At 65.1% G+C, this 17,032-nt stretch carries 13 protein-coding genes; 1 reads left to right on the forward strand and 12 read right to left on the reverse strand.

The annotated features are described in order from the left end of the window. Window positions 1-5: 5 nt before the first annotated feature. Genes HQM25_RS14905 through HQM25_RS14920 form a run of 4 tightly spaced genes read right to left on the reverse strand, consistent with a single transcriptional unit; the run spans window position 6 to window position 5,594 of the window. Window positions 6-2,405: a glycoside hydrolase family 3 protein gene (locus HQM25_RS14905; RefSeq protein WP_172990940.1), complete on the reverse strand. Its 2,400-nt coding sequence runs from the start codon at window positions 2,403-2,405 to the stop codon at window positions 6-8. Window positions 2,406-2,412: 7 nt separating this feature from the next. After that, window positions 2,413-3,243: a carbohydrate ABC transporter permease gene (locus tag HQM25_RS14910; protein WP_172990941.1), complete on the reverse strand. Its 831-nt coding sequence runs from the start codon at window positions 3,241-3,243 to the stop codon at window positions 2,413-2,415. Continuing rightward, window positions 3,240-4,271, reverse strand: a complete 1,032-nt coding sequence (locus HQM25_RS14915) for a carbohydrate ABC transporter permease (protein WP_438803605.1) — start codon at window positions 4,269-4,271, stop codon at window positions 3,240-3,242. Before HQM25_RS14915 ends, HQM25_RS14910 begins: the two co-directional genes overlap by 4 nt. 3 nt (window positions 4,272-4,274) lie before the next feature. After that, complete coding sequence (locus HQM25_RS14920) at window positions 4,275-5,594, reverse strand: ABC transporter substrate-binding protein (protein ID WP_172990942.1); 1,320 nt, start codon at window positions 5,592-5,594, stop codon at window positions 4,275-4,277. A 211-nt stretch (window positions 5,595-5,805) separates the two neighbouring features. On the opposite strand from HQM25_RS14920, the gene HQM25_RS14925 reads away from it, so the two are divergent. Continuing rightward, the gene (locus HQM25_RS14925) at window positions 5,806-7,938 is read left to right on the forward strand and encodes an alpha-L-rhamnosidase C-terminal domain-containing protein (RefSeq protein ID WP_172990943.1); all 2,133 of its coding nucleotides are present in this window, start codon (window positions 5,806-5,808) and stop codon (window positions 7,936-7,938) included. 29 nt (window positions 7,939-7,967) lie between these two features. Here HQM25_RS14925 and HQM25_RS14930 read toward each other — a convergent pair whose 3' ends face one another. From HQM25_RS14930 to HQM25_RS14965, 8 genes are all read right to left on the reverse strand, one after another. Beyond that, window positions 7,968-8,993, reverse strand: coding sequence for a LacI family DNA-binding transcriptional regulator (locus HQM25_RS14930; protein WP_172990944.1), 1,026 nt, complete (start codon window positions 8,991-8,993; stop codon window positions 7,968-7,970). A 212-nt stretch (window positions 8,994-9,205) separates the two neighbouring features. Further along, a complete protein-coding gene (locus HQM25_RS14935) occupies window positions 9,206-11,461 on the reverse strand; it encodes a beta-glucosidase (RefSeq protein ID WP_172990945.1) in 2,256 nt (751 codons plus the stop codon). Window positions 11,462-11,871: 410 nt separating this feature from the next. Further along, window positions 11,872-12,225, reverse strand: coding sequence for a hypothetical protein (locus tag HQM25_RS14940; protein WP_172990946.1), 354 nt, complete (start codon window positions 12,223-12,225; stop codon window positions 11,872-11,874). A gap of 106 nt (window positions 12,226-12,331) precedes the next feature. Further along, window positions 12,332-12,772: a hypothetical protein gene (locus HQM25_RS14945; RefSeq protein ID WP_217275156.1), complete on the reverse strand. Its 441-nt coding sequence runs from the start codon at window positions 12,770-12,772 to the stop codon at window positions 12,332-12,334. A gap of 105 nt (window positions 12,773-12,877) precedes the next feature. Next, window positions 12,878-13,696, reverse strand: coding sequence for a CPBP family intramembrane glutamic endopeptidase (locus tag HQM25_RS14950; RefSeq protein ID WP_172990948.1), 819 nt, complete (start codon window positions 13,694-13,696; stop codon window positions 12,878-12,880). 175 nt (window positions 13,697-13,871) lie between these two features. Beyond that, window positions 13,872-14,699, reverse strand: a complete 828-nt coding sequence (locus HQM25_RS14955) for a MarR family transcriptional regulator (protein WP_302182820.1) — start codon at window positions 14,697-14,699, stop codon at window positions 13,872-13,874. 600 nt (window positions 14,700-15,299) lie between these two features. Next, window positions 15,300-16,097, reverse strand: a complete 798-nt coding sequence (locus HQM25_RS14960; protein ID WP_172990950.1) for a hypothetical protein — start codon at window positions 16,095-16,097, stop codon at window positions 15,300-15,302. Continuing rightward, window positions 16,094-17,026 carry an ABC transporter ATP-binding protein gene (locus tag HQM25_RS14965; RefSeq protein ID WP_172991698.1) on the reverse strand — a complete coding sequence of 311 codons (933 nt, stop codon included), beginning with the start codon at window positions 17,024-17,026 and terminating at the stop codon, window positions 16,094-16,096. The genes HQM25_RS14960 and HQM25_RS14965 overlap by 4 nt, the downstream gene beginning before the upstream one ends. Between the last annotated feature and the right edge of the window lie 6 nt (window positions 17,027-17,032).

The raw sequence follows: 17,032 nt of genomic DNA on the forward strand, positions 1-17,032 counted from the left end.
TTCGGTCACGTGTTTTCTCCTGCGTTGCTGTCGAAGGTGCGAGCGCCGAGCTCGACGGTTGCTTCGGAATGGATGTCGGTGACGGACAGTCCGGCTTCGAGTCGGTACGAGCCACCGTGCACGCGGTACTGGCCCAGGTCCGGGTCCCACGTGGCGAAGTCCCGGTGAGGGAGCCGTATCGTCAGAGTTTCGGTCTCGCCTTCAGCGACCTGCCGTGTTGCGAACCCGATGAGGGTGCGCGCCGGGCTCTGCGCTGCATGAGGGCGGGTGACATAGACCTGCACAACCGCGCGCCCGCCTCGGGCTCCCACGTTCGCAACGTGCACGTCTACGATCACGTCGGACTCGGTCACATGTGCTGTCGTAGCGGTGATGGTGTGGGTGGTGTACCCGAGACCGTGTCCGAAGGGGAAGAGGGGACGGATGCCGTGACCGTGGTACCAGCGGTAGCCCACGAGCAGGTCCTCGGAGTAGTCGACGACCTCGTCGATTCCGGGGTAACGCTCGGGTGTGCTCACGGGTGTGTGGCCCTCGTCCGTGGGAAAGGTCAGCGGAAGCCGCCCACCGGGTTCAGCCTCCCCAAGCAGAAGCCGAGCGAGGCCTGGGCCGAATCGCTCTCCGGGGTTCCAGACGTGGAGGATCGCCGCGACATCGTCGGCCCACGGCATGGTGATCGGCCCCGCACCGCACGTGACGACGATGGTGTTCGCATTCGCCGCGGCCACCGAGCGAATCAGTCGCTCTTGGTCCCCGGGGAGCGCGAGCGAATCCACATCCATCGCCTCTCCGCTGACGCGTCCGACCACGATGACAGCGACGTCAGCGCGAGCTGCCGCGTCCGCTGCATCCGTGATCGCCGTGTTCGGCGCGAGGACTCCGACCTTGAACCCGGGCACGACAACACCCGGGATGCGGAACGCCGCACCGGTCTGGTACTCGACGGAAACAGCGACGGGCGTTCCTTCCGTCAAGTGCACCTCGGCCTGGACGGGGTACTCCGGTCCCTGGACCATTGGTGAAGCCTCGCGCCACGCCGTGACGACGGAGACTCCCTCGACCGACAGCTCAGCCTCGCCCGTGCACGTTAACGAGAACACATGCGGACCGGACTGGGTCGGCGTGTACACCGCTTCGACCCGTGCGGACCAGTCGCTTCCCTCCCGCTCAGCCGTCTCGCTCGTCTCATACAACTCGAACGCATCAAGGCCGACGACAGTCTCCCCTGCGTGGTCGCGTACTTCCGCACGTGCATCGACCTGCCATGTGGGGAAAGGCTGGTCGCCGAGCGTACCGGCGACAGTCGAGATGTCGAGGCCCGACGACCGTGCGAGCGCAGCCGCCACAGTCTCGATGCGCGACGGCGTCAGCGTGACTGCCGCCGATCCCCCCATTACGAGCAAGTGATCGGCATCCTCCACCCCCACCAGAGCGACGGTGCGAATACGTTCCGCATGGAGCGGCAGAATCCCGTCGTTGGAGAGCAGCACCGTTCCGCGCTCGAGGATCTCCTGGGCGAGCTGTTGCGAATCCGCATCATCCAACGGCTCGGTGGTCGCAGGCGCGACCGGAACGCCGACTCCCTCCAGCGCCCACCGGGCGTGTGCGACGATGCGATCCAGCTCGCGTTCCGGAACCTGTCGAACCATCTCCTCCGTGCGGTTCGCCGTTCCGCCGAGCGCCGGGAAATCGAGGCCTGCACGCAGCGCCTGTTCGTCATCTCGGACGGCGTGCAGGAAGTCAGGTGTGACGAACCCCTCCCAGCCCCACTCGTCGCGGAGGATGGAGAGAACCTCGGCACTCTCTGAGACGTACTCGCCCGCGATCCGGTTGTATGAGCTCAGCACGGCGCCCGCCCCACCGTGCAGGAGCGCGCGGCGGAACGGCTCCGCGTAGATCTCTCGCAACGCACGCGGCGAGAGACGCACGTCGATGGCCGGGGTTCGCCGTTCGAGGCTGCCCCGCCCCGTGCGCAGGCGTTCGAAGTTGTTCGCGACGAAATGCTTGGGCACCGCGAGCACTCCCACACTCTGGATGCCGATGACGATGGCCGCACCGATGTCACCCACGAGCACGGGATCTTCCCCGAGCGCCTCTGCGATTCGCCCCGCCCAGGGCACACGCGCGATATCGAGTCCTGGCCCGAGGATTCCGTTGCGGCCTGCTGCCAGGCTCTCCCGACCGAGCGCCTCTCCGAATCGCTCGGCGAGATCCGGATCGAATGCTGCCGCAATGGCGAGCCCCGACGGGAACGCCGTGGCGCCGATCGCACCCCGGATCCCGTTGGGTCCGTCGGTGTAGATCAACTCCGGCAATCCGATGGCGGGGAGATCGTTGAGAGCAACCGCCACCTTGTCTTCGTAGCTGATCGTGTCGGATTGTGCCGAATCCGTCGTCCGCGGTCTCATCGACCGACTACCCCTTCACCGCGCCGGATGTCATGCCGGAAACGATCTGCCTGTTGAAGAAGATGTACATCACCAGTGGCGGCAACGTGATCAGCAGAATGTTCGCGAACAGGAGGTTCCACTGACTGAGATTCTGTGCCGAGAAGTTGTACAGCGACAACTGGACCGTTGCATTCTCATCCCCTGGGAGGAAGTACAGCGCATATGTGAAGTCGTTGAAGACGAAAACCGACTGCACAACGATGATCGTGAGCATCACCGGCCTCAGCAGCGGCAGAATCACCGAGAAGAAGAGCCGGAGCGGACTGGCGCCGTCGATGATCGCAGCCTCATCGAGCTCACGCGGCACGGTGTTCATGAATGCACGAAACAGCAGGATGCCGAATGGCAGACCGAACGCGAGATGGATGAAGATCAACCCTGGCATCGTCTTGAACAGCCCGAGCGCCTGAAGCACCCAGATCGTGGGGACAACAGCGGGGGGAATGATCAGGCCCGCGAGCACGAGACCGTTGATGACCGGATTCCACTTCGATCGGCGGCGTTGCAACACGAATCCGACCATCGCCGACAGCACGGTGATGAGACCGACCGACACGACTGTCAGGACGACGCTGTTGAAGAACGCGCGGACCAGCAGGAAGTCGCGTGTCTCGATCACCGTGACGATGTTCTGCCAGATCTGCCACTCGGTCGGCCAACTGAACTGCAGCAGCGACGCCTCGAGAGGGGTCTTCGCAGCGGTGAACAGAATGAAGGCGAACGGCACCAGGAAGATGACAGTCGCGACGATGATGGCGGCGATGCCGCCGCCCCAGCGGAGTGTGTTGTTTCTCATGAGTCCTTCTCCCCGCGGTTGAGCCAAGCCGAGAGCGGGAAGATCACCGCGGCCACGACAATGAACAGGATGACGTTCGACGCCGTCGAGAGGCCGAAAAACCCGGCTTGGTATTGCTTGTAGATCATCGACGCGATCACGTCGCTGCTGAACCCGGGACCGCCACCAGTCATCGCCCAGATGAGGTCGAACGAACGCAGTCCACCGATCAGCGAAAGCAGTACGACTGTTGCGGTCGCAGGGCGGACCAGCGGGAGTGTGATGTGACGGAAGGTGTGCCAGCCGTTTGCGCCGTCTACGCGTGCCGCCTCGTAGTACTCCTGCGGTATGGCGACCAGCCCCGCGATATAGATGAGGACGGCCAGACCCACGCCCTTCCACACATCGACCATGGCGACGGTCAGGAGGGCGAGGTTGGGATCGGTCAGCCAGCCGGGTCCTGCGACGCCCATCCAGCCGAGAACCTGATTCACGATTCCATCGAACGGATCGAGCAACGCCTTGAAGGTGACTCCCACCCCGATGGTGCTGACGAGGACAGGGAAGAAGATCACGCTGCGGAGAAAGCCGCGTCCGACGATCTGCTGGGTGAGGAGAACGCCGAACAGCAACCCGAGCACAACCTTCGACCCGGAGGTCACGAACGCGTAAATGAGGGTGTTGATGAAGCTTCCGAAGATCGCCTGCTCATTGAAGAAGGCGATGAAGTTGTCGAATCCGATGAACTCCACGTCGAAGAGGGTCCATCGGGTGAACGCGAAGTAGAACGACGCCCCGGTAGGAATGAGGAAGAGCACGAGGTAGAAGATGCCGGCCGGCATGTAGAACCACGCAGGGTATGAGCTGTGCTTCCGACGTCGGCTTCCCGCCGACTCCTTTGACTCCCGGCGACGGTCGCGCTTCCGGTTCGGCGATTCTGCGGTGACCAGCCGCTCGGTATAGGTACTCATGTCATCTCCATTGATTGGCGCGATCGCTGTGGCAGGGCGGGCCGACGTGCCATCCGCCGGCCCGGCCCCGCCGATCACCAGTTACCAGCCCTCGAGTCCGAGCTGCTGGGCCTGCTTCTTCACGTCCTCGTCATACTGCGCAGCACCCACCTCGGCAGAGCTGATCCCGGAACCGACCGCCACCGTGATCTGCTCCAGCGCCGGCCCCTTGATCGGCGACAGGAACTCGAGCGCAAGACCGGTGTCCCCTGCGTCGAAGTAGGGCTGCATGTCCGAAACGATGGCCGGCACATCAGCGGGCAGCTCGCAGCCATCGACCACGAACGGGCCTGTCGGCGCGACCTGCTCACTCAGCACCTCGCACGCCTCCGGAGTGGTCATGTAGGCCAGGAACTCCTTCGCCGCGTCGAGCTTCGCGCCCTCGGTCGACGTCGGGATGTAGAGGGCGCTGGGCATCCAAACGGTGAGGCCGTTGGCATCCGACACCGAGCTCGGGATCGGGAACGTTCCGACTGTCTGCGCTGCATCCGGGTAGTTCGCAGCAAGGGCGGTCGCCGCGAACGTGAGCATCGGGTAGTGCGCACCCTCACCCGTCGAGATCATCCGGATGCCGTCGTCGTACGTCGCCGACGCGTAGTCGACATTGAGGAACCCCGCCTCGAACACATCCTGGAGGTGCTGGAAGCCTGCCAAGGCGGGCTCGTCGGCGAACTTCGCCTCGTTCGCGGTGTACTGCTCCGCCCAGTCCTGGTCGACGGACTGCACGTTGAAGAAGTCTCCGAGGACAAACAGCTGTGATGACCAGGTGTCGGAGAAGGTCTGGATGACGGGCGCGGCAACCCCCGAGTCGAGGATCTCCTGGTTGTTCGCCATGAACGCGTCCCAGGTCCTGGGGATCTCGAGCCCTAGTTCCTCATAGATGTCCTTGTTGTACAGCATGACGCCGCCCATGGACTGGCCGCCCGGGGCGCCGTAGAAGCCGGAATCGGTCGACACCGTCGTGACGAAGTTCTCATCCAGCGACCCGACCCAGTCCTGATCGGACAGGTCCACAAGCGTCTGATCGGGATTGATGGCCTGCAGGAGCGAACCGGAGTTGTAGAAGAACACATCCTCCATTTCTCCCGTAGCGAGCTTCGTCTTGATGAGGTTGTCCCCCTCAGCTCCCGGCGGGCGGGTCTGAAGTTCGACGGTGATGTCGTCCTGCTGCGCTTCGAAGGCTTCGATGATCGCATCGAAGAGCACGGTGGTCTGCTCACCGTTGTCGACGAGGAAGGTGAGTTCGACAGGGCCGTCGGACGACCCTTCGTCCCCACCGGCGGAGCATCCGGCGAGGGCGAGAGCGAGCGCGGAAACGCCAGCGGCGGCGAAGACGGCCGGGCGCCGTTTCGTGGTGAGCATTCTTACCTCCATGTAAGCGCAACCTCATTGTTGATCGTTGCTGTGGTGTTCGGTGTGAAGCGGCCGGCGGTGTTCGAGTCGCCTGCCACTTCCGCGGCCAGTGGCTCGCATGGACAAATGTAGACCGATCTACTAACTTTGTAAACCGATCTACCATTACGGTGGGTAACAAATCGGCAACAGCCCCAGGAACTCGACGAGGAGTAAAGACATGCGCGATGGCGACGCGACGGACGCGCGACACGCGATGCTGGAGACGGCGACCACGTCGAGCCACGCACTCGAGCTTCTGAGAAGGTCTCGCCTGGAGTCCCCCGATCCCCTCCCTGATCTGCCCGCTCCCGGTCCCGCAATCGACGCTTGGGTGTACCGGCGTTCTGACTACGAGCTGGCCGTGCTCGGGCAGATTGTTCGCGACGGGTTCGCCGCGAACAAATTCGTCCACTACGCCGACAACTACGGCCGCCCCGCCTCGCGTGTTGAGTTCGCCTGCGACCTCCCCGGCGAGGCATGCAAGGTTCGGATCGCAGCGGAAGCGAATGTCGCAGTCTCCGTTGACGGTGCGACGAGTACCGCCTCCGAGTCGAACGCATCGCTCATTCTGGACCTGCCCGCACAAGGGCGACTGACCATCGACGTACGGGCCCTCGACGGAAACCCCGCCACGTTTCGGATCGTGGGCGGCGACAACGCACTCGGCAGTGCGAGCTGGCGTGCTCGACGCCACGACGAGAGCGAATGGGAGGCAGTGCTGCTACGCCCGGGGGGAACGGAGGCCCCACACCTCGAACCACTCCCCTCCACTGTGGTCCGTGCGGAACACAAGGACGGCGTGTATGCGCTGACGGCGCCCGTTCTGGGTCGGGTGGTGATCCGGTCAGCGTCGCCGGCCACCCTCAGCGTCGGAGAGACCATTGAGGAGGCGCTGGCCCCACCCACACTGGTCGAGTCGAACTCCGAACTCGTACCCGTCGGAGAAGGGGAGTGGTGGTCGCAGCACGCTCTCGGCTTCAAGTACCTGAGCATCGATGCGCCGCCTGACGCGGTCGTCGAGGTTCACGCGAGCACCCCGGCCGTCGCCACGCGTGGCGCATTCTCCTGCTCGGATGCCATGCTCAACCGCATCTGGGCGGTGAGCGCCTACACCCTGCGTCTGAACATGCAGAAGCTGATGGTCGACGCCATCAAGCGCGACAGAATGCCGTGGGCAGGCGACCAGGCCATCACCACCTTTGCGAACGCATACGCATTCGGTGCTGGCGCCATCGCCCGAGACAGCAGCGTCGCGCTCGGGCAGCCCACACATGGATACGTCAACGGAATCTCCGATTACTCACTCTGGTGGCTCATCAACGCCGACCTGTACCACCACTACTTCGGCGACTCCGACCATGCCCGCCGGGAGGCTGCAAGCATCCACCGCTTCCTCACAGCAATCGCCGGCCACGCCGACCGGCAGGGACTGTTCCACCCCGCCGATCAGCACGACGGGTTCGCGGATGCTGGCCGAGGCGCGGTGTTCATCGACTGGGGGGTCGAGGTCGAGCCCGAACGCGTGTACATCCCCCTTCAGATGCTCTGGTACTGGGCTCTGAGCAGCGGCGCCAGAGTGCTCGAGCGCGCCGACCACCCCGCCGCACCCGAATGGAAGGCGCGCGCGACAACTGTTGCCACCGCGCTGGAGAAGACAGGGTGGGATGAGAAGGCGTCGGCATGGCGTGAGTATGCCGACGGTCCGGTCAGCGAAGCGCCTCACCCTCACTTCCTCGGCGTGCTCGCGGGGTTGACGCCCCACCACGCCCACGCCGATGCCGCGAGGCAGCTGAGACGTCACCGCCGAGCGGGTACACCGTTCATGACCGGGTTCCTCCTTCGCGCTCTCGCCGCGTGCGGCGATCCCGACGGCGCCATCGTCCGCCTACGGTCCCTGTGGGGCGAAATGATCGATGCAGGGGCGCAGACGTTCTGGGAAGAGTTCGCCGACGGCCTGGACAGCCCCTGGTCCATGTATGGGCGCCCCTTCGGAAAGAGCCTTTGCCATGCCTGGAGCGCCAGCCCAGCCGGCACTCTCCCCGAGGTCGTCTTGGGGCTACGCCCGACCTCAGACGGGTGGGCAAGTTTCAGTGTGGCGCCCGATCTCGGTGATCTGCAGTGGGCTCAAGCCGCCGTCCCGACACCCCACGGACTGATCACCGTCAGCGCTGATCTCCACGCGGTCACCGTCGACATCCCCTCTGGCACACGAGCCTGCATCGCGGGTGAAGCCCACGTCGGACCCGCAGTGGTGGCCGTCAGCCTCGAGCGATCAGAGCCTCCCGGACCCACTGCGTCGCAGGTAGCATGACGCACGCACCGATCGCGCTCAAACGGCGGTCAAGGCGGTGGCGGCTTGGTTGAGCCACGGACGACAAGGCTTGGCTCGAAAATCTCATGAGCGGCTTCCGTACGGCCCTTCAGCCGCTCCAGGAGCATATCCATCGCCCGCGCGCCCATCTCCTCGCCCGGCTGCCTTGAGGTGGTCAGCGAGATGCCCGGGTGGCTTGCGATGGGAATGTCGTCGAAGCCGGCAACCGAGACATCGGATTCGCGTTCCATGATCGCCCGGAGTGCGCCGATTGCGTGGGCGTCGTGCCCCGCAAGGATGGCAGTCGGTCGCTCGCGGCCGTCGAGTTCTTCCACCGTCGCCAGGTACGCTGCTTCCTCACCCTCGGCTGCACGCACGACTCGCTCGTGGGTCACCAGCCCTGCGCGTGCCATCTCCTTGCGATACATCTCGAGACGGATGCCGTGCGGCGTGCGCCGCTCCACCGATCCACCCAGCTCACCGATGCTCAAGTGCGTGATGCGTGTGTGCCCCAACTCGAGCAGGTGACGCATGAGTTCGCCAGCCCCTCGCTCGTCATCTGCCGCCACGGTGTCGTAGAAGTCGGATTCGTCGTGACGGCCGAACATGACCACCGGCGTGCGACGGGCTATCCGCTCCAGGCTCGACTGATCAACGATCGGAGACACGGCAACGACACCATCGACCTGTCGATCCAGCAAAGCCTCCAGGGCGCGAGCACCTTCCTGCGGGCCGGGATCCGCCGGAGCGATCATCAACTGGTAGCCGGTGCCCGTCAACGCAGACTGGGCGCCGAACAAGACGCGCGTGAAGAACGAATTCCCGAAGTCAGGGATCTCGATACCGATCGTGTAGGTGCTTCCTCGCATCGCACGAGCTGCCACGCGGGGCCGATAATCAAGAGACTCGATCGCAGCGTTCACCCGCTGCCGCATGGTCGGGCTCACTCCGTAAGCGTTGCGGAGCACCTTCGAGACGGCCGCGCGAGACACTCCCGCAGCGTCGGCGACGTCCTGAATCGTCGCGTGCCCGCGCGCGGTCGACGCATCAGACATCAGCATCCTCGCTTCCCCAACATTGCCCGCTCGCGCGCCACACCCGCGCGAACCGCACCGCGTGGTGCGTGGCACCCACGATAGACCGCTCTACGACCAGCCTCGCTCTCGGCGCCCCGCGCACAAAGCTGAGTCACGAGCACGGAGTGCAACAAGCCGACGGCGGAGCGGAAGAGGCACTGCCTTCCCGCTCCGCCGCGCATGCGACATGGCTAGTCGACGGTGATCGTTCCGATGAGCGGCAGGTCACGAGACGACGAACCGACCGAAACGGTGAAGTCGCCTTCCACAATGCTCCACTCGTCATCCTCGACGTCCCAGATAGCGAACGGCTGGTTGCTCGCCGACGAGTCGATGACAACCGTGACCTTCTGCTTCTTGCCCGGGTCGAGCGCGATGCGGTCGAACGCCACCAGGCGCTTGCCCGGCTCCCCCGCTGCGGCCGGCAGGGTCAGATACACCTGGGGCACCTCTGATCCGGCCACCGCACCGGTGTTCTGAACGAAGAACGAAACTGTCGATTCGACCTGTCCCGTCTTGGGATCGGTCGTGGTCTTCACCTTCAGCTTCGAGTACTCGAACGTGGTGTACGACAGTCCGTGGCCGAACTCGAACAGAGGGTCGATGTCCTGCGCGTCGTACCACTTGTAGCCGACTTCGAGACCTTCCGTGTAGTTGACCTGACGAATCTCGTCCGAGCCAGCGGGGCGCTCGACCGAGCCATCCGCGAAGATTCCCGGGTAGCGCTCATCCACACCACCGGTCGGCGTGTCAGATTCGGAAACCGGCAACGTCATCGGCAACTTGCCCGACGGATTCACATCGCCCCACAGCAGAGACGCGATGGCCGGCCCCATCTGCTCACCGGGATACCACGCATGCAGGACCGCGCTCACCTCGTCGATCCACGGCATCTCGACCGCGCTACCCGCCTGCAGCACCACCACCGTGTTCGGATTCGCCGCAGCGACCGCGGCGATCAGCGCGTCACCGTTGCCGTCGAGACTGAGGTCCTCGGGGTCGACGAACTCACCCATCATCTTGTAGCCGAAGACGATCGCAACGTCGGCGGCGGCAGCAGACGCGGCGGCAGCCGCGACGTCGTCGCCGGCATCGAAAGCGACAACCGCACCGTACTCGCCTCCGCGAGCCGCGATGGCACTGTCGGGGGCCACGAGATCCTCGCACAGCAGGGTGTTGCTGCGCCGGTTGAACATGCTGCATACCGAGTTGGCGCTCACGCCGTTCGTCGCGGTCGCCGATGCCGTCGGGCCGAAGACGGCGATCTGACCGGGCTGGTCCTCCGACAGCGGGAGCAGACCATCGTTCTTCAGCAGTACGGTTCCCTGCTCCGCAAGCGCGCGAGCGATCGCCTTGTGCTCCGCCGTGGAGGAGTCGGGGTTCGGTGATGTCGGCATCGGAGTATCGAACAGACCCTCCTCGATGTACGAACGCACAACACGGAATGCCGCCGTCTCGACATCATCGAGAGTGATCTCCCCCGCGTCGATCGCGGCGTCAATCAGATCTGGCGTGAAATAGGTCGGATCGTTCAACTCCTGATCCAGACCGGCCGCAATGGCCGGACCAGTCGAGTGGACAGCCCGGAAATCACTCATCACATAGCCGTCCCACCCGATGGACTCCCGAAGCGTGCCATCGAGGATCTCCTCGTTCTCGCACGCATAAACGCCATTCACGAGGTTGTAGGAACACATCACGCTCTCGGGGTCGCCCTCGGCGAGCGCGATCTCATACGGGAGCGCGTAGACCTGGCGGAAAGTGCGCTCATCGATGTTCGAGGAGCTCGTGTTCCGGTCGAGTTCTTGCTCGTTGGCCACGTAGTGCTTCGCGTTCGCGAGGACGGCGATGTTCTCATCGTTCTCCTCGAAGCCGCGACTTGTTGCCGCACCGAGAAGCCCCGACAGCAGAGAATCCTCGCCGAAGTACTCCGAGTTCCTCCCCGACAGCGGCGTCCTGCCACTGGCGAGCCCCGGACCCAGAATGACGTTGTGTCCGGTCTCGAACGTCTCGACCGCCTGCGCGACACTCTTGTCATAGACGAGGTCGAGGTTGAAGGTCGCCGCCATCGCAATGGGTGCCGGAAAGGCCGTCGTTCCCGGCTCGCGTCGGACTCCGTCGGCACCATCGGTATGGAACACCACCGGAGTGCATTCCAACTGTGCTGGATAAATCACCCCCGCGAAGTCAGTCTGCTGAGCCCGCTCGACCGCGGCGACGTTCAACCACCGGTACATCTGATATCGGCTACTTGCGTCGAGGAGAGCGTCAGCGCGTTGAGAGGATGACTTGGACGTATCCATCCAGGGCTTGTCCGAGCAGTCGCCCGCAGTGGCCGCGCTCGGGACCGCGACGATCCCGCCGATTGCCACAATCGCGCCGATCCCGACTCCGATCACTCTTCGAAGGCGATTGCTCGCGTGTTCGCTTCGCTTGTCGTGACTCATTTGGTTCTTGCTCCTCTTCCTTGAGGTTGGGAGTGCCATGGCCAGCGATCCGCCAGTTCGACCTCACTCTGGCATGCCGTTGTGCATCGATCTACATTCTGTAGATCGATGCACAGCCTATGGTGGATCGATCCACAAGCGCTACCCCAAGTGGATCATCAGCGCCGCGACCCCGCCGAGAGACTGGCCCGTGCGGGGGAGCGAAAATCGGCGGGGACCGCTGGGGACCCCTGACCCAGGTTTGAGGCCACCCAAGGGCAACATGCTCTTCTGACCCAAACGCGAAAACCCCCGGTTTGCCGGGGGTTTTTCTGCGGAGACGGAGGGATTTGAAATCGCGCCGATGCTAATCAGACTCAACCGAAGCCGCGCGATTCCGCGGATTCTGACGTTGCCGACCTACTCCTGGATCAGGTCAGCCGTGTTCGATTCCTGGCAGAAACGTGGCGGCGCTGTGGCGCTCCCGGACGCTTCGCTGAGGTCGTGGAGAGGGCCGCAATGACCAGATCCGCAGCACGTTGCTCGATGGCGCGGTCATTGGCAACCATCAGCATCCAGGCGCGGTGGCCGCTGTCGGCGAGTTGGCCGAATGTAGGATGCAGGTGCTGCTTGTCGCGTCGGGTGAGTCTGTCCAAGCCAAGCCCCCGCCGACCGCCCGCGGCGGCGAGCAACACCGCGAGATCATCGAGGTGTCGGCCTCTGTCGCGCTGGTCGACGGCGTATGCGGCAGCCTTCGCGACGATCGCGCCGAGTGCATCCGGCACGGCGACGCGAAGGCGCGCGCCCTCGATCGCGCGCGCGAGTCGGTCGCGTGGCGCGTGGGCGCGAGCCGGGCGACGGTGGGACTTCCGTCGTCGACGCGGCGGGTCGCTACCCGGCGAGGATGGCGCGGAGTTCGTCGATCGCGGCGGCCTCCGCCGGCGATACCTTGTCCGAGCCGCCCTTGTCCTTCGATGCCTCCGCGACGTGTTCGGCGACCCCGAGCAACCAGGTGCGCACGTTCGCGGCAGCATCATCGGGAAGCGCACGAAGCACGGGCAGCACACCCTGGACGTAGGCGCGGCCGGTGGAGATCATGAGGCCTTTGTCGGTCGCATCGATATTGGGACCGGAGTCTCCATCGCCGGACAGGTGGTCCCTTGCCGCGCGAATCAGGTCCTGACCGGGACCTGCAGGGATGTCACCGGCGGCGCTGCGCATCGCGAGCGCTTCCTTCAGCATCCCCCATTTGCCCGTGCTGTTGTGCCCCATCACGAACTGGGTACATCCCATCGCGGCAAGCGCGACCCTCTTCACATCGTTCTCCGGCATGTTCACCTCTCAGATTCGTTCGTTTCAATTTACGGCCACCCGGAAGCGATCACCGGATGCCGCCCATGGTGGCCGGCAACCTGGCTTGGACACACGCCGACACGATCACGCGTCGGATTTCGACGGAGCGCCGAGGCGCTCGTTGGCTCCCTTGATCGCCCAGATGAGGCCGACGATCACCGCCACGTAGAGCGCGATGGTCAGCAGCTGCACGATCGAGCTCGGTTGGCCGTGCTGGCCGTTCGCGAAGGTGGCCCAGTCCCACAGTGCGTGCAGCAGCATCGCCCAGATCAGCGAGCCCGTCGCCCGGCGCATCAGGTAGAAGCCTGTCCCGAACACCAGGGTGAGCCCCACTTGCTGCGCGGTGGACATGATGCTCTGGCCGAAGAACGCGTTGATGCTGTGCATGGCGCCGAACAGCAGGGTGCTGAACAGCCACACCCATACCTCTGAGAAGCGGCCGCGGAGGCCGACGATCAGCAGCCCGCGCGTCGTCAGCTCCTCGCCGAAGCCGACCATGAGCATGCCGACGGTGAACACGATCAGATAGGTCGCGTCGAACGCGCCGAGGTCGGTGTTGACGATGTTCACGACACAGATCGCTGCCATGATCAGTGGTGCGATGATCACCCACCGCGGTGCATGGTGTCGGTCGCGCAGCGCGGGCCGCCACCAGCCGAGCCATTGAGCGAGGACGACGATGCCGATGATCCCTGCACCGATGGGCGCGACGATTCCGCGCAGGATGTTCTCGGTCGAATCGGCGATCTCGGTGTAGTCGGGGCCGATCGCGATCTGGACGAGGACGAGGAGCGCCACGTAGACGAAGTACGCGAGCAGACCGTAGATCGGCTTCGCTTCCTTTCGCAGGCCCCCTAGGCCCCGCCGGCTGTTCGCCATGCCCGTCGATGTTGCGTCTGTCATTACAGTCCTCTCGTTGTCTTCGGTCGGTCCGCTTCAGCGAACGTCGGATCGAGAAACCCCGTCGCGCGGTTGCCGCTCGCGCAGTCAGCACCCTACACGTTAGTTCGAATTTGTCTCGAACTTTTCGCCAGAACATCCTGATCCCCGTAGTCGGATGCCGGGGCGGCGGGGCACCCTATGCGGTCTGCGAGGTGGATGCGTCCGTCGCGTCCGCGAATGCGGCGATGTCGTTGAAGAGGGCCGTGATAGGGCCCCGGTTCGCAGCGATGGCGTCGGTGCGCTGACTCGCGATGCGAGCCCCCTCCGGAGTCAAGTCGAGGCCGACTGCGCGCGCGTCGCCGGGAACGGTACCTCGCCGCCGGACGACGAGTCCGGCGGCGCAGAGCTGATCGATGACGTAGGCCGCACCCCCACGCCCCAGGCCGAGGGAGGGCGACAGCTGAGAGGGGCGGATGCCCGGGTTGTTGTGGATCTGCGCGAGGGCGACGCTCTGCCGGCCGAGCGGGGGCCCACCGGGCGCGCTGTCGCGCATGTGGTCGATGATCCCGGTACCGGTCAGCGCGACGCGGCGCAGCACCTCGAGCGGTTCAATGGGGCCCTGGACGTGCTGCGTGCCGCCGAGGTTGGCAACGATCTCCCGGGCCTCCGGGGCCCACACCTTCAAGCGCTCCGCGAGATGACGTGGCAATGCGCGCACCCGGCTCCGCCCCAACGGCGTCAGCAGCACGACGATCGCGCGGGCATCGACGCTCGACCGTTCGACCGTGACGATTCCTTCGTCCCGCAGATGGTTGACCAGGCGACTGAGCGCACGCCGATCCAGCCCGCTGGCTTCCGCAATCGCTCGGGTTGTCGATCCATCGACGGTCGCGATGCGCACAAGCGCGAGAACCTCTTCGTTCGAGACCCAATTCGTACCGAACGTGCGGTCGACCAGGAGGGTCAACTCCTCGCTGAACCCGCGAATGAGTCGCGCTGCCTCGAGGTCCGCACTTCCAGCCATGGGCGATACTCCGAACCGGCGCGCACCACAGTCTGCACCGCCGGTTCGACGCTACATCGCCATGCTCGGATACGCCTGAGTACGCGTCGCCACCGAACCGACGTCAGCTCGCCCGCGGCGCGGGCATTTTCGATACCCATCTGGCTGCCAACCCCGTCATCGCGCACCTCCAGTGTGCTCGATGACGCGGAGCTCTCAGCTTCCTGTCACCCGCGACGGAGATCGCGGGTGACAGGAAGCGTCTCAGGCGCTCAGAGCTCTCGGCTGGTGCGCCACTCGATGTAGCGAGCGACGAGAGCGAACATCTGCGCACCCGCCCACGCGACGATCACCGACACGCCGATCGAGAGCGCCACGACGACTCCCGCCAGAATGCCGGTGAGAACGTCATCTGCTGCGGCGATCGCCTGGATGAAGCCCGCGACGACGGCGATGGCGCCGACGATGAGGACGATCGCGGCGATCGTGCCGTAGATGCGGCCAACAGCTGCGGCGCGGCTGGTCAGCTGGTCTTGTCCATGGTGTGTGCCTTCCTTCTGTTCTTTCCGGTCGATTCGGCCAGGCAGGTGACGGGCGGGCGTTGCTCGGGCGAGGGAGTTCTCACGCGTCGCGGTTCTTCATCGCGGCGGCGGCTCCGAAGAAGGCGACCGCCGTCCACGCCAGCAGCACCGCGGCTCCGCCGAGGACGCCCAGGTCGTCGGTGGTGGGTCCGAACGCGCCGGCGCCCACGATCGAGTCGGCCGCTCCGGTCGGGAGGTAGGAGATCAGGTGACCGATCCACTCCATGCCGAACAGGCTGAACGCGCCCGCGAACGGGAGCACCGCAAGCAGCCCGATCACGATCGTGACCGCGACACCGCTCGACCGCACGAGAGCGCCGATGCCGACGGCCAGGAACGCGGTGACGAAGAACACCGCGGGAACCCCGATGATCACCTGCCAGGTGTGCGGCAGCGACCAGTCGATGCTCGCCCCGTCAGCAGAGAAGCGCAGCAGCACCGCCGGCGCGGAGGTCACCAAGACGAGGAGCGATACGACGGCAGCGTATACACCCTGCGCGGTGGCCTTCGCGGCCAGCCAGAGCGTGCGGCGCGGGACCGTGGCGAAGGTGACCCGGTACTGGCCAGAACTCCACTCCCCTGTGGTCTGCAGCGCGTTGAAGCATGCGACGATCACCCAGGAGACGGACAACACGCTGCTGATCGTGGTGATCGTCCAGAGCGGCAGGTCCTCGGTCACCGCCTGAGCGCTGGTCGTCAGATGGGTGACCAGGGTGATCACCACAGCTGTGATGGCGATCCACCACATTCCACGCATGGTCGACAGCTTCAGGAACTCCGAGCGGACAGCGCCGCCGTAGGTCAGGCGAGCATCGGTCGCGACGGTCGGGACGCTCATGCGGCCGCTCCTTCCTGCGCGGCAGAGGCGTCGGTGGCGTGATACTCGACGGCGTCGGCGGTCAGGCGAAGATACGCCTCCTCGAGCGTGGCCGCTGACGACACCAACGTGTGAAGGTCCAGCCCAGCGCCGACCGCGAGCTGCGCGATCCGCGGACCCGGGATTCCCTCGACGGTCAACGTGTCGCCGGCCGGGGTCGCGGAGCCGCCCTCGGCGGCGATGAGTTGCGTGAGCCTTTCGTTGTCGTTGGTCTTGACGGTGACCGCGCCGGATGCCGCCTCGGCGGTGAAGGCGGCGACCGAGGTGTCCGCAAGGATCCGTCCGCGTCCGATCACGACCACACGGTCCGCGGTCAGCTCGACCTCGCTCATCAGATGGCTGGACAGCAGCACCGTCCGACCCTCGGCGGCGAAGTGCCGCGCGAGGTTTCGGACCCAGAGCACCCCGTCCGGGTCCAGCCCGTTCACCGGCTCGTCCATGATCAGGGTCGAGGGGTCTCCGAGCATCGCCGTCGCGATCCCGAGACGCTGACCCATGCCGAGCGAGAATCCCTTGGCCCGCTTGTCGGCGACGGTGTCCAGTCCGGTGAGGTGGATGACCTCGTCCACCCGCTGATCTGAGATGCCGTGCGTCGCCGCCAGCACGCGCAGATGGTTCCGCGCGGTGCGACCCGGCGCGACCGACTTCGCTTCCAGAAGCGCACCCGCGACCCGCATCGGTGCGGCATGTTCGCGCAGCGGCTTTCCGTCGATCCGCGCGGTGCCGGCATCCGGGCGATCCAGGCCCATGATCATCCGCATCGTGGTCGACTTGCCCGCACCGTTCGGGCCGAGGAATCCCGTCACCGAGCCTGCTCGAGCCGTGAACGAGATATCGTCCACCGCCCGCTTGTCGCCATACGACTTGCTCAGTCCCGCGATCTCGATCATGGCTCT

Source organism: Microbacterium hominis (genome assembly GCF_013282805.1).
In the GTDB taxonomy this organism is placed as follows: Bacteria; Actinomycetota; Actinomycetes; order Actinomycetales; family Microbacteriaceae; genus Microbacterium; species Microbacterium hominis_B.